Origin of the sequence: Xanthomonas sp. XNM01, assembly GCF_014851915.1 — a bacterium.
GTDB lineage: Bacteria > Pseudomonadota > Gammaproteobacteria > Xanthomonadales > Xanthomonadaceae > Pseudoxanthomonas.
The window spans coordinates 152,002-164,976 of sequence record NZ_JACVAP010000006.1 but is presented as its reverse complement, the minus strand read 5'-3'; the positions used below and the strand labels follow the sequence as shown (position 1 = coordinate 164,976).

Genomic DNA, 12,975 nt, shown 5'->3' with positions numbered 1-12,975 from the left:
GCGGTGCTCGGCCATTCCACGTCGCCCGGGCGGCTGCTGACGCATCCGGCCCGCGGCGCGCCTCACCGGGTGGCCGAGATCCCGACCGCCTGCCGCGTGCGTCGCGCGCGGATCAGAACCCGTAGCGCAGGAATCCGCCGTCGACCGCGATGCACTCGCCGGTCACGTAGCTCGACGCCGGCAGGCACAGGAAGGCCACCGCCGCGGCGACCTCTTCCGGCTCGCCGATCCGGGCCATCGGCGTGCGCGCGATGACCTCCTCGTAGTACTCCGGATCCGACAGCGGCCCGGAGGTGCGGCGCGTGCGGATGTACCACGGCGCGACCGCGTTGACGCGGATGCCGTCGCCGGCCCATTCGCAGGCCAGGTTGCGGGTCATCTGGTGCATCGCCGCCTTGGTCATGCCGTAGACCACGCCGCTGCGCACGTGGGTCAGGCCGGACACGCTGCCGACGTTGACCACCGACGCGGCGCCATGACGGGCCAGCAGCGGGTGCGCGTAACGCGACAGTTCGAACGCGGAGAACAGGTTGGTCTCGAAGATCGAACGCCACTCGTCCTCGGTGTAGTCGACCGCCGCCTTGGTCACGTTGCCGCCGGCGTTGTTGACCAGCAGGTGCAGCCCGTCGCCGTGGTCCTCGACCCAGTCCAGGATCGCCTGGCGGTCCTCGTCGTCGGCCACGTCGGCGGCCATCGCGTGGATCTCGCGGTCCGGATGCAGATCCAGCAGCTCGTCGCGGGCCTGGCCGAGTGGATCCTCGTTGCGCGCGACCAGCAGCAGGTCGGCACCCAGCGCGGCCAGTTCGTGCGCGATCGCCAGGCCGATGCCGGCGCTGGCGCCGGTCACCAGGGCACGCTGTCCGTCCAGTCGCCATCGTGGTGTCGTCATCGGCGTAGGATAGCCGCACGACCCCGTGTGGAGGTGCCAGACGATGCCCATCCTCGTCCGCTCGATCGCCGCAGGCGCCGTGCTCGCCGGCACGCTGTCCCTGGCCGCGTGCCGGCCGGAACCGCCGCCCACCGAGCAGCCGCCCGAGCCGCAGGCGCAGGCGCAGGCCGCCACCGAGCTGCGCGATGCGATCCAGGCGCCGCAGGACACCGCGCGTGCGGTGGAGAAGACGCTGCAGGACAACGCCGACGCGCAGCGCGCGCAGATCGACGCCGCCGAAGGCGGCTGAGCCCGTTCACTCCAAGCGGCCTGGCGCGGCACTTCCGCCATCCGGACATGCCCGGATCCAGCGTAGGCGGCCGCCGTGGCATCGACGCCGCGCCGCTGTGCATTCCCGATTCGATCCGGAACGCTCCACGATGCCCGTCGCGTGGGCGGTCTGGCTTCCAGTCACCCCTGCACTGCGGCATTCGCACCCGAGTACGGTAAGCGCGCCGGCCGCGTTCCCGCCCGTTGGCCCGCCGGAAACGACGACGGCCCGGCGATGAGGCCGGGCCGTCGGGGATCAGGCCGCCGGACGGTACGCCGTCCGGCGTGCCGTCACAGTCCGCAGAAGCAGTACGCCAGCGACTTCACCGGCGCGCCGTTGCGGTCCTTCAGCGCGTTCTCGACGAAGCGCAGCTGGGCCTCGGTCTCCGGCATGGTCCTGGCCAGCACATTGCGCGCCAGCCCGGAATCCTGCAGCAGGGCCGCGCCCATGCGGCTGCCGGCGAAGCCGCTCATGAACTGCTCGAACGGGCTGCCGGCCTTTTCCACGTAGCGCACGCGGTACTTGCCGCGCTCGCCCAGCTTGGCGCGCTCGGCCGCATCGGCGACCGCGTCGGACAGGCCGCCCAGTGCATCGACCAGACCGCGCTCCTGCGCCTGCAGGCCGCTCCAGACCCGGCCGCGGGCGACCTGGTCCACCGCCTCGACGCTGGTGCCGCGCGCCTGCGCGACCTTGCCGGTGAAATCGGCGTAGCCCTTGTTGATCACGCTCTGGATCACCTGGCCCACTTCCGGATCCAGCGGGCGGGTCACGTCGAACGCACCGGCGAAGCGGGTGGTGCCCACGCCGTCGGTGTGCACGCCGATCTTGTCCAGGGTGCGGGTGAAGTTGGGGATCAGGCCGAAGATGCCGATCGAACCGGTGATGGTCGATTCGTCGGCATAGATGCGGTCGGCATTCATGCTGATCCAGTAGCCGCCGGACGCGGCCAGGTCGCCCATCGACACCACCACCGGCTTGCCGGCGGCCTTGAGCTGCTCGACCTCGCGGCGGATCTGCTCGGAGGCGAACACCTCGCCACCGGGCGAATCCACGCGCAGGACCACGGCCTTCACGTCGTCGTCGTCGCGGGCCTGGCGCAGCAGCGCGGCGGTGGACTCGCCACCGATGCGGCCGGCCGGCTGGTCGCCGCCGGTGATCTCGCCCTCGGCCACGACCACGGCGACCTGCGCGCGGTTGTCGACCGGCGAACGCTTCGCATCGAGCTGCTGCATGTAGCCGGCCAGGTCGACGTTGCGGAAGCCGCGGTCGTCGTCCTCGTCGGCCACGCCGTTCTCGGCCATCAGCGCATCAACTTCCTCGCGCGTCTTCAGCCCGTCGACCAGCTTCTGCTCCAGCGCATGCTTGGCCAGGTCGCCGCCGGCGGCCTCGATGCCGGCAGCGAGGTTGTCGACACCGGCCGCCAGCTGCGCGGCATCGATCCCGCGCGCCGCGGCGACATCGCCGAGGTAGCGCTGCCAGATGTCGTTCATCCAGAACAGGTCGGCTTCCTTCGACTCGGCCGAGGCCGCGTCGAGGATGTAGGGCTCGGCCGCGGACTTGTACTCGCCGACGCGGAACAGGTGCATGTCCACGCCGAGCTTTTCCTGCAGGCCCTGGCGGTAGTACTGGCGATAGCGCCCCAGACCCTCAAGCATCAGCCCGCCCATCGGGTCCAGGTAGATCTCGTCGGCCTGCGCGGCCAGCAGGTACTGCGACTGCGAGATGTTCTCGCCGAAGGCCACCACCGGCTTGCCCGACTCGCGCAGGTCGGCCAGCGCGCGCGCGACCTCGCGCATCGAGGCGTAGCCGCCGGGCTGGAACTTGTCGAACTGCAGCAGCACGCGCCCGATCCGGGCATCGTCCTTGGCCGCCTCGATCACGCGCAGCAGGTCGCGCAGCTGGACCTCGTCGGCCGAGCTGTCGCCCAGCGCCTTGGTGAAGGCGCGGGTGACCGGGTCGGCGGTGTACTGCTCGACCAGGCGACCCTGCGGAGCGATCACCAGAGTGGTGCCGTCCTGCAGCGGCTTGACCCCGCTGCCGCGGCCGAGCGCGGCCAGGAACACGATCAGGATCAGGAACAGCAGGCCGAAGAACAGGAGGTTCAGGATCAGCCTGCGGGTGAAGTTCATCACGTCCCACAGCCCCACGAAGAACGTGGCGATGGGATTGCGGGGACGCAGGGGAGGCGGATTCATCGATTGCTCCGGCAGACGGACGTCTGGATGTTCGTATTCAGGGCCAGCATAGCGGCTGGGACCAGGGGTTTCATGCGCCTGAAGTCACTGTGCCCGCCGGGGCCGGCAGATGCTTCAGGCTGTAGGACAGGCGCAGGCCCATCAGCACGGCCGCGGCGGTCAGGCCGATGATCAGGCCGGTCCACATGCCCTGCGGGCCGTAGCCCAGCCACAGCCCGAGCCCGGCGCCCAGCGGCATGCCCAGGCCCCAGTAGGACAGCATCGCCAGGAACATCGGCACCCGCGTGTCGCGCAGGCCGCGCAGCGAGCCGGCCGACATCACCTGGATGCCGTCCGGGAACTGGAACGCCGCCGCGTACAGCAGCAGGCTGGAGGCCAGCGCCGCCACCGCCACGTCGCTGGTGTAGACCGCGACGATCGCGTCGTGGCCCAGCAGCAGCACCGCGGCGGAAACGCTCTGGGTGATCAGCACGATCACGTAGCCGGCGCGGGCGGCACGGCGCACGCCGTCGGACGAGCCGGTGCCCAGCGCGTGGCCGACGCGCACCGTGGTGGCTTCGGCCAGGCCCATCGGCACCATGAAGCACAGCGCCGAGACGTTGATCGCGATCTGATGCGCGGCGGCCGGGACCTCGCCCAGGCGTGCGATCAGCAGCGCGGTGGCGATGAACAGCCCGCCTTCCATCAGCACGGTCACGCCGATCGGCAGGCCGGTCGCCAGCAGGCCGCGCAGTGCGCTCCAGCGCGGCGCTTCCAGATGCGAGAACAGCGCCAGCGGCGCGAACCGGCGCGAATTGGCCAGGTACAACGCGAACGACAGCGCCTGCAGCCACATCACCACGGCCGAGGCGATGCCCAGACCACCGGCGCCCAGTTCGGGGATCGGGCCGATACCGAAGGTCAAGGCGTAGCCCAGCGGCGCCAGCACCGCCAGCCCGCCGAAGCCCAGCAGCATGGTCGGCAGCGTCCAGTGCAGGCCTTCGCTGAGGTAGCGCATGCAGAAGTACAGGATCAGCGCCGGCACGCCCCAGCGCACGCCATGCAGGAAGGCGGTCGCGCCGGGAATGATGTCGGCGGCGATGCCGAACGCGGCCAGCCCGTACGGCGCCGCGCTGAGGAAAGCGAACATCAGCAGGCCCAGGCCGACGCCGAGCCACAGCGCCTGCCGGAACAGCGGCCCGATCTGGTCGCGGCGGCCGGCGCCGTCGAGCTGCGAGATCGACGCGGTCAGCGCGATCAGGGTGCCGATCGGCACCATCATCGGCAGCCACAGCAGCGCCGTGCCCACCGTGACCGAGGCCAGCGTGCGGGTGCCGTGGTGGCCGGCGATGACGTTGTCGACGAAGCTGATCAGGCCGGTGGAGACATGGCCCAGTACCAGCGGAAGAGCGAGCGAAGCGGTGGCGCGCAGCTCGTGGCCGAGGCGTGGCGCCGGCCGGGATGTGGTGGACATGAGGGACACACGATGCGGGCTGCGGCCGTGCGGAGAGCACTGGCACCGGGCCTCGGCGGGCCGCTATCTTAGCCGCTGACCGGGGACCGCACCATGACAGCCACCAGCGACAGCCATCCGGTGGCGTGCGCCAACTGCGCCACGCCGCTGCAGGGAGCGTACTGCCACCAGTGCGGGCAGACCGCGCACAGCCCGGTCCGCAGCTTCGCGCACGCGGTCGAGGAGGTGTTCGAGTCGTTCTGGCACCTGGACGGGCGCATCTTCCGGACCCTGCGCCGGCTGTTGGTGCCCGGTGGCCTCGCGGACGATTACCTGCACGGCCGGCGCGCGCCCTACGTCGCGCCGATGCGGCTGTTCGTGATCCTGTGCGTGCTGACCTTCTTCGTCGGCAAGGGCGCGGTGAACATCGGCGACGTGGTGCGCGGCGACGCGTCCGGCGACGCCACCACGACCAGCACCCAGCAGGCCCTGGCGCGGGCGACCTCGATCGAGGAAGTGCGGCGGATCCGCGACGACGCACTGGCCGGGCTCGAGCAGGCGCGCGACCAGGCCGGGCCGGGCATGGTGCGGATGCGCCCGGTCTTCGAACGCGGCATCGCGGCCGTCCATGTCGCGGCGGACCGGCGCATGGTCGCCCTCGGCGGCGTGGCCGAGGCGCCGGCCGGCATGGATCCGGACGCGCCGCTGGTCGTCTCGGTCGCCGATGACGACGCGGGCTGGATGGCGCGGCAGCTGCGGCGGATCCAGGAGAACGCGCCGCGGCTGCAGAAGGATCCGGAGCTGTTCAAGTACGCGTTCCTGGGCAGCGTGCCGACCGCGCTGTTCGTGCTGGTGCCGCTGTTCGCGCTGCTGCTCACGCTGTTCTACGTGACCACCGGGCGCTTCTACCTGGAGCACCTGGTGGTGGCGCTGTACAGCCATGCCTTCCTCTGCCTGGCGCTGCTGGGGCAGTTCGCGCTGGTCGCGGCCGGCCGCTGGATCATGCCGCATGCCGCACCGCTGGCCGCCGCGCTGGACTGGGTCGCACTGGCGCTGTGGCTGTGGATGCCGGTGTACCTGCTGCTGATGCAGAAGCGGGTCTACCGCCAGGGCTGGCCACTGACCACGCTGAAGTTCTTCGGCATCGGCGGCCTGTATGCCGGTGCGCTGATGCTGTGCGCGATGGGCCTGGCGGTGGTGAGCCTGGTCCGGCTCTGAGCGGTGGCTCAGCGCAGCCGCTGCGCCAGCCACGCCGCACGTTGCGGTGGCGCCTGGGCCAGCAGCTCGCGGCGCAGCGCATCGCGGGCGTGGCCGGGGGTGCGCTGCGACAGCACCGCCAGCTGCGCGCGTTGTTCGGGGCCGAGCTGGCGTACCGCCAGCAGCACCGCATCGCGCTCTTGCTCCGGGACGTAACCGAGCAACGGCTGCAGCGCCGGGTAGTCGGCCCCGAGCGCGGGCCCCAGGCGCCAGCCGGCGCGCTCCATCCGGTCGAGCGCGACGAAACGGGACTGCAGCGCGAGCTGGCTGTCGCCATCGAGCGCATCGAACGCGACGGCGCTCTCGCGCAGCCGCGCCTGTTCGACCGCATCGAGCGCCGCCCATGCCGCGTCCAGCCCGGCGCCTCCCACGTCCAGCGCAGGCGCCGGCGGGATCGGTGTGTCGGCGGCCGCTTCCACCGGCGTCTCTTCGCGCTCCAGCCGCGAGGCCGGCGCGCCCGCCGCATACCAGGACAGCAGATCCATCCGTGCGATGACCGGGTCCGCCGGCGGTTCGGGCATCGCGGCCGGCAGCATCGGTTCCGGTGCCGGGCCCGAGTAGGCCGGCAATGGCTCGACCAGGATCGGCCCGCGATCGCGCACGCGCACGTCGTCTGGATCGGCCACCTCGTCCTGGGTCGCCAGGCCGACCGGCCAGGACCGGTCCCGGGTCGCGACCAGCGCAACGGCGCAGAGCAGCACGACCAGCAGGATCCAGGGCCAGCGACGGCGCGGCCGGCGGGCAGACCGCGCGTCCGTCTCCCGGGTGGGAGTCTTGGTTGCGGTCGGGGCGAGAGAGTCCGGCGGCGATCCTGCCGGCGCCGCAGCCAGCGCCTGCTCGCGCAGCGCCGCCAGCCGGGCCAGGCGCGCCGGCGGCAGATCACGGCCGGCCTGGTGCACGCCCTCGGCCAGACGCCGCCAGGCGACCGCATCCGGCCTGCCGCCGGCATCCCGCGGGCAGGCCGTCGCCAGCGTCTGCTCATAGGCCGGCACCTCGACCGACAGGATCGTGGCGGCCTCGTCCTCGTGCAGGCCGCCGGCAAGACGCAGCAGCAGGGCGCGCCGGGGCGCCGGGGCCATCCCGGCCAGCGCCGCCAGGCCCTCGGGCCAGCGCCCGGCCGTGGTCTCCGGCAGGGCCACCAGCAGGCGCCAGAACGCCGCGGGCCACTCGGCCATCGGCAGGCGCTCGGCCTGGGTGCGGAAGGCCCGGATCGCCGCCGCCAGCGCGCGCTCCGCGCGTGCCCCGTCACCGCCCTGCAGCCACAGGAACAGGAAGGCGCGGCGCTCGGCTCCTTTCAGGAAGGCCACCAGCGCGGCGGGGATCTCGGCAGCCTGGTTCAACGTACGCGTCTGCATGGACTACTGCTCATCGGGCGCCATCATAGCCGCCGCCGCCACCGCTGCCCGATCCGACAGCGCTTGACTTCCAGCTCCGGTCAGGTTCGGTACGCCCAGGCCGGGACGAGGGTTGTGCACAGCGGCAATCCCTGCCATATCCGGCGGCGACTGCACACCCCACCCGGTTGCGTTCAGCAGGGTTTCACGGATATCCACTTGATTTTGAATGATATTTTTTGATGGCGCTTTTTTGACCAACCTGAGCGGGTGGCTTGTGGCAGCGTGCTTGCGGCGTGAACCATCGGCCTGATGCACAGGCTTATCCACAGCTTGTGTGGATAAATCGAAAAGTCCTTCCGCAACGGCCGTTTAGCGCCGTAACCGTGAGCCGGCGCACAGCAATGGCATGCAACCCGGTGAGCGGCATGTCGCGTCGCTGCCGCCAAGCCGCAGCCGGGTAGTGCCCGCACCAGAAGCGTGCAGCGGTCGCCGGCCCGCCGGGCCGAAGCGGCGTCCTGAATGGCCCGGGTAAACTGGCGCGATGCCTGCTCCTCCCTGCCTGCGCATCGCCCTGCCGGTGCCGCTCCCCCGCCTGTTCGACTACCTGCCGCCCGACGGGACGGCGGCATCGGACGCGCTGGTCGGCTGCCGGGTGCGGGTGCCGTTCGGCAACCGCGAACTGGTCGGCCTGGTCGCCGCCTGCGGGCCGGCTGACACCTATGCCGAGCTGCGCCAGGCCATCGCCGTGCTCGACCCGGTCCCGCTGCTGGCCGGCGAACTGCTCGACTCGCTGCGCTGGCTGGGCCGCTACACCCACGCGCCGCTGGGCGAGGTGCTGACCACCGCGCTGCCGGTGGCGCTGCGCAATGGCGATCCGCTGGCCGACACCCACGCCTGGGCCTGGCAGCTGACCGAGGCCGGCCGCACCGGCCTGGACGGCCTGCGCCGCGGCAGCCGCCCGCGTCATCTGGCCGAACTGCTGGCCGGCGGCCCGCGGCTGGAGGACGTGCTGGGCAGCGTGCTGGAGGGTTGGCGCAGCGCCGCCCGCAGCCTGGCCGAACGCGGCTTCGTCGAGCGGATCGCGGTGGCCGCCGCCGACACCGCGCCGGCGCCGCAGCCCGGCCCGGTCCTGAACGACGAACAGCGGCAGGCGCTCGACGCGCTGCGCGCCCTGCCCGGCTTCGCCCCGGTGCTGCTGGAAGGCGTGACCGGCAGCGGCAAGACCGAGGTCTACCTGCAAGCGATCGCCGACTGCCTGGCCCGCGGCCGCCAGGCGCTGGTGCTGGTCCCGGAGATCGGCCTGACCCCGCAGACCCTGGCCCGCTTCCGCGCGCGCCTGGGCGTGCCGGTGCATGCGCTGCACTCCGGCCTGGCCGACGGCGAGCGTGCCCGCGTGTGGGCCGCGGCCTGGCGCGGCGAGGCGCGGGTGATCGTCGGCACCCGCTCGGCGGTGTTCACCCCGTTGCCCGACGGCGGCCTGATCGTGATCGACGAGGAGCACGACGGCAGCTACAAGCAGCAGGACGGCATCCGCTACCACGCGCGCGATTTCGCCCTGGTGCGCGGCAAGGCGCTGGGCGTGCCGGTGCTGCTGGGCAGCGCCACGCCGTCGCTGGAAACGCTGCACAACGCCCGTGCGGGCCGCTACGCGCATCTGCGCCTGCGCCAGCGCGCCGGCGGCGCGCAGCCGCCGACGGTGCGGATCATCGACGTGCGCAAGCGCCCGCTGCAGGCCGGCCTCGCCCCGGACACGCTGGGCATGATCGAGGCCGCGCTCGCCGACGGCGGCCAAATTCTGGTGTTCAAGAACCGCCGCGGCTATGCGCCGGTGCTGCTGTGCCACGACTGTGGCTGGAGCGCGCGCTGCCCGCGCTGCAGCACCGAGCTGCATGGCAGCCCGATGACCGTGCATGCCGGTGGCGGCAAGCTGGTCTGCCACCACTGCGGCCATCGCCAGAGCCGGCCGCAGGCCTGCCCGGACTGCGCCAGCCTGGCGCTGCAGCCGCAGGGCATCGGCACCGAACGGCTGGAGGAACTGCTGGCCGAACGCTTTCCCGACGTGCCGGTGCTGCGCATCGACCGCGGCACCACTGCGCGCCGCGACGGCCTGGCGAAGCTGCTCGGCGAACTGGGCGAGCGCCCGGGCATCCTGGTCGGCACCCAGATCCTGGCCAAGGGCCACGACCTGCCGCACCTGACCCGGGTGGTCGTGGTCGGCGTCGACGAGGGTCTGTTCTCCTCCGACTTCCGTGCCGGCGAGAAGCTGGCCCAGTTGCTGATCCAGGTCGCCGGGCGTGCCGGACGCGCGCAGCGCCGTGGCGAGGTCTGGTGGCAGACCCACCATCCCGACCATCCGCTGCTGCACGCGCTGATCGGCGGCGGCTACGACCGCGTCGCCGACGACGAGCTCGCGCTGCGCGCCGCCGCCGGCTTCCCGCCGTCGGCCCATCTGGCGATGCTGCGCGCCGAGGCCCAGCACGTCGATGCCGCCACCGCCCTGCTGCGTGCGGCCAAGGCCACGCTGCAGGCGGCGCTGCCGCGCGGCAATCCGGCCCAGATCAGCCTGCTCGGCCCGATCCAGGCGCCGATGCCGCGCCGCGCCGGCCTGCACCGGATGCAGCTGCTGCTGTCCTCGCCGACGCGCCCGGCCCTGCACGCGCTGCTCGACGCCGCCCTGCCCGGCATCCATGCATTGCCCGAGGCGCGGCGCGCGCGCTGGTCGCTGGATGTGGATCCGGTGGATCTGTACTGACGTCATGCGCTCACCGGCTGCGGGTATCGGACCGCCGTCGACACTCCACAGCGATGCAGCGGCATCGGCCGCCGTGATCGCCAGCGCTCACGCCGCCAGCGGAAACTCCAGCCTCAGGCGGGTGCCACCGCCATGGGACTCCAGCTGCAGCGGCCCGCCCAGGCGCAGCGCACGCTGGCGCATGCTGGCGATGCCGGCCCCGCCCTCGCCCGGAGCGCCAGCGGACGCAGCGCCGACGCCGTCGTCGCTGACCTCGACCCGGAGGCTGCCGTGCTCGCGCGCCACCGTGACCTCGACCTGGCGTGCGCGGCTGTGGCGGAACACGTTGGTCAGCGACTCCTGCAGCAGCCGCAGCAGGTCCAGGCTGCGGCCACTGCCAAGCTCGACCCCGGCCAGGTCCCGCAGCGACCAGTTGACCTCGATCCCCGCCGCTTCCATCAGCCGCGTACTGCGGTGGCGCAGCGGTGCGATCAGTTCCTCCAGGTCAGCATGCTCACGCGCGGTGCTGTCGATCACCAGCCGCAGGTCGTCGCGGATCTCGCACAGCAGCGCCACCACGACCCCGCGCGGCGGATCCTGCGGCGCCTGCTCCAGCCGCGCGATCGCGCCGACCAGGGTGCCGCCGAAGCCGTCGTGCAGGTCGCGCACCAGCTGCAGCCGCTCGCCGGCACGGCCATGCGCCAGTTCCAGCGCATGCTGCCGGTTGAGCGAATCGGCCAGCTCGGCGGTCGCCTGCCGGACCTTCTGCTCCAGCTCCGCGTTGAACCCCTCGACCCGCCGCATCGCGCTGACGAACCGGTAGGCCAGCAGGAAGCCGATGCCGGCCAGGGTGAACAGCGAGGTCAGCCCGAGCAGATAGGTGCCGCTGCGCAGCCAGCCCATGAACACGGCCATGTCGTGGAACGACACCACGATCGGCGCCAGCACGCACAGCGCCAGCACCGTGGTGTCCACGCGCCGGCGGCGCCAGGCATGGACCAGGAAGAAGCCGATCGCCACGTAAAAGAACGCCGCGCCCAACACGATCCACGGCGTGCGGGCAGGCCCCATCCAGCCCGGCAGCAGCAGCGCGCACAGCACCGCCGCCACGCAGACCGCGCCCATCGCGCGCTCGATCCAGGGAAAGCGGCGCTCGCAGTAACGCAGCAGGAACATCGTGTAGCTGCATGCCGCGCAGACGTACATCGCGGCGATGAAGGCCTGCCAGCCATCGGTGGTCGGAAACGGCCACGGGCTGGAAACGATGAAGTTGGCGTTGTACAGCGAGCCGCTGAGTTCGGTCAGCGCGAACCAGCCGTAGACGCTGTCGTTGCGCCGCAGCAGCCAGACCATCAGGAAGATCGCGCCGAGCACGCCGGCCATCGCCAGGTTGACCAGCTTGATGTCGTAGCGGCGCAGGTGTTCGCGCCGGAACTGCGCCTGCACCTGCGCGGGCTCGCCGACCACCACCGCGCCCAGCCCCGGCTGGTATGCCGACAGGCCCGACACCCGCAGCAGCAGCGTGTTCTCGCCCTGCCGCAGCAGCGGTGGCGACAGCAGGAAGTACTGCGGGCGGACCCAGCCGCGCGACAGCGGCTCGACCAGCTGCGGATCGCGCGCGATCAGGCTGCCGTTGAGCTGGATCGCGCCGGCCATGCACAGGTAGTCCACCAGCAACCCGACCGGCTGCGTCGCGTCCTGCTGCTGCCAGCGCAGCCGGTACCAGACCACGCCGTCATGCTCGGGCCAGCGCGCGGTCCACACATCCATCAGCTGCACCGGCTCCCAGCCTTCTTCGGGAGGCTGCTGCTGGTCCCAGCCGCCCCGTACGGCTTCGGCCTGGACCAGGCTGCGCGTCGCCGGCGGATCGGGATCGACCGCGGCGGCGGCGGCGCCGGGCAGGACCAACAACGCCAGCAGGCAGAGCCGCCGCACGACAGCCCTCATCCGATCAGGCCCAGCGCGCGCGCCTCGAACACCGCCGCGGTGCGCGAGCCGACCGCCAGCTTGCGGTAGATGCTCTTGGTGTGGCCTTCGATGGTCAGGCGCGAGAGCTGCAGCAGGTCGGCGATCTCGCGGTTGCTGTAGCCGCGCGCGACCAGCCGCAGGATCTCCGACTCGCGCGCCGACAGCGCCGGCGCTTCCGGCCGCGGAGCCGGGTCGGCAACGGCGGGCACGGCCGACATCACCTCCAGGATCCTGCGCGCGATCATCGGGTCGATCGGCGCGCCGCCGCGCTGCAGGCTGCGCAGCGACATGCACAGCTCCACGTCCTCGCTGCTCTTGAGCAGATAGCCGATCGCTCCGGCGCGGATCGCCGCCAAAATCGTGTCCTCTGCGGCCTAGGCCGAGACGATGACCGCGGCGGTCCCGAGCGCCTGTGCGCCGATCCAGCCGATCAGGTCGATGCCGCTGCCATCGGGGAGGTCGACATCGACCAGCGCCAGCGGATAGGTGCCGGCCCGCAGCAGGCCATGCGCCGAGGCGGCGTCGCCGGCCACGTCGACACGGACATCGCCGCCGACCACGTCCTGCAGCAGGCGCCGCATGCGCCGTGCGGATGCAGCGTCGTCCTCGACGACCAGGACCGGGTCGCAGGCGACCGGAGAGAGAGACATGACCATGGCGTGGCGACGACCCAGGCGTTGCATGCGGTTCCGCATGCAGTCTAGCCTGCACCCCCAGGCACGGCCGGAGGCCGCTTCCACCCACCAGCCAGAACGTGATCGGCTGCGCAGGATCGACGCACCGGATCACGCGGGCGGCCGCCATGCACCGCCCGCGACGGGCATCGCCGCTGCCCGCACCGGCGATGATGCGCCTG

Annotated in this window: 11 protein-coding genes; 3 read left to right on the top strand and 8 right to left on the bottom strand. The window is 72.1% G+C overall.

The window, feature by feature from the left end; genetic code table 11:
* Positions 1-112: 112 nt before the first annotated feature.
* Positions 113-889 carry an SDR family oxidoreductase gene (locus IB242_RS18445; protein ID WP_192282965.1) on the bottom strand — a complete coding sequence of 259 codons (777 nt, stop codon included), beginning with the start codon at positions 887-889 and terminating at the stop codon, positions 113-115.
* 43 nt (positions 890-932) lie between these two features.
* Between IB242_RS18445 and IB242_RS18440 the strand changes: the two genes are divergently transcribed.
* Positions 933-1,178 carry a hypothetical protein gene (locus IB242_RS18440; protein WP_192282963.1) on the top strand — a complete coding sequence of 82 codons (246 nt, stop codon included), beginning with the start codon at positions 933-935 and terminating at the stop codon, positions 1,176-1,178.
* Positions 1,179-1,489: 311 nt separating this feature from the next.
* Here the strand turns inward: IB242_RS18440 and sppA are convergent, their stop codons facing one another.
* Complete coding sequence (gene sppA / locus IB242_RS18435; RefSeq protein WP_192282961.1) at positions 1,490-3,394, bottom strand: signal peptide peptidase SppA; 1,905 nt, start codon at positions 3,392-3,394, stop codon at positions 1,490-1,492.
* A gap of 70 nt (positions 3,395-3,464) precedes the next feature.
* On the bottom strand, positions 3,465-4,847 hold the full coding sequence (locus IB242_RS18430; RefSeq protein WP_192282959.1) for an MATE family efflux transporter: 1,383 nt from the start codon (positions 4,845-4,847) through the stop codon (positions 3,465-3,467).
* 93 nt (positions 4,848-4,940) lie between these two features.
* Between IB242_RS18430 and IB242_RS18425 the strand changes: the two genes are divergently transcribed.
* Positions 4,941-6,044 carry a DUF3667 domain-containing protein gene (locus IB242_RS18425; RefSeq protein WP_192282957.1) on the top strand — a complete coding sequence of 368 codons (1,104 nt, stop codon included), beginning with the start codon at positions 4,941-4,943 and terminating at the stop codon, positions 6,042-6,044.
* An 8-nt stretch (positions 6,045-6,052) separates the two neighbouring features.
* Here IB242_RS18425 and IB242_RS18420 read toward each other — a convergent pair whose 3' ends face one another.
* Positions 6,053-7,438, bottom strand: coding sequence for a DUF3619 family protein (locus IB242_RS18420; RefSeq protein WP_192282955.1), 1,386 nt, complete (start codon positions 7,436-7,438; stop codon positions 6,053-6,055).
* A 3-nt stretch (positions 7,439-7,441) separates the two neighbouring features.
* Entirely contained in the window at positions 7,442-7,747 is a 306-nt protein-coding gene (locus tag IB242_RS18415; protein ID WP_192282953.1) for a hypothetical protein, read from the bottom strand.
* Between the two features lie 214 nt (positions 7,748-7,961).
* Here IB242_RS18415 and IB242_RS18410 point away from each other — a divergent pair, with 214 nt between their 5' ends.
* On the top strand, positions 7,962-10,172 hold the full coding sequence (locus IB242_RS18410) for a primosomal protein N' (protein ID WP_192282951.1): 2,211 nt from the start codon (positions 7,962-7,964) through the stop codon (positions 10,170-10,172).
* An 87-nt stretch (positions 10,173-10,259) separates the two neighbouring features.
* Here IB242_RS18410 and IB242_RS18405 read toward each other — a convergent pair whose 3' ends face one another.
* From IB242_RS18405 to IB242_RS20555, 3 genes are read right to left on the bottom strand one after another with little or no spacing between them, the layout of a single operon-like run.
* The gene (locus IB242_RS18405; RefSeq protein ID WP_192282949.1) at positions 10,260-12,086 is read right to left on the bottom strand and encodes a 7TM diverse intracellular signaling domain-containing protein; all 1,827 of its coding nucleotides are present in this window, start codon (positions 12,084-12,086) and stop codon (positions 10,260-10,262) included.
* 8 nt (positions 12,087-12,094) lie between these two features.
* Positions 12,095-12,475, bottom strand: a complete 381-nt coding sequence (locus tag IB242_RS20560; RefSeq protein ID WP_225540830.1) for a response regulator transcription factor — start codon at positions 12,473-12,475, stop codon at positions 12,095-12,097.
* Positions 12,476-12,493: 18 nt separating this feature from the next.
* The gene (locus IB242_RS20555; protein ID WP_225540829.1) at positions 12,494-12,769 is read right to left on the bottom strand and encodes a response regulator; all 276 of its coding nucleotides are present in this window, start codon (positions 12,767-12,769) and stop codon (positions 12,494-12,496) included.
* Between the last annotated feature and the right edge of the window lie 206 nt (positions 12,770-12,975).

Bases quoted from the DNA above. Each gene is read 5' to 3' on its own strand.
- IB242_RS18445 (WP_192282965.1), bottom strand. From the start codon at position 889: ATGACGACACCACGATGGCGACTGGACGGACAGCGTGCCCTGGTGACC.
- IB242_RS18440 (WP_192282963.1), top strand. From the start codon at position 933: ATGCCCATCCTCGTCCGCTCGATCGCCGCAGGCGCCGTGCTCGCCGGC.
- sppA (WP_192282961.1), bottom strand. From the start codon at position 3,394: ATGAATCCGCCTCCCCTGCGTCCCCGCAATCCCATCGCCACGTTCTTC.
- IB242_RS18430 (WP_192282959.1), bottom strand. From the start codon at position 4,847: ATGTCCACCACATCCCGGCCGGCGCCACGCCTCGGCCACGAGCTGCGC.
- IB242_RS18425 (WP_192282957.1), top strand. From the start codon at position 4,941: ATGACAGCCACCAGCGACAGCCATCCGGTGGCGTGCGCCAACTGCGCC.
- IB242_RS18420 (WP_192282955.1), bottom strand. From the start codon at position 7,438: ATGCAGACGCGTACGTTGAACCAGGCTGCCGAGATCCCCGCCGCGCTG.
- IB242_RS18410 (WP_192282951.1), top strand. From the start codon at position 7,962: ATGCCTGCTCCTCCCTGCCTGCGCATCGCCCTGCCGGTGCCGCTCCCC.
- IB242_RS20555 (WP_225540829.1), bottom strand. From the start codon at position 12,769: ATGTCTCTCTCTCCGGTCGCCTGCGACCCGGTCCTGGTCGTCGAGGAC.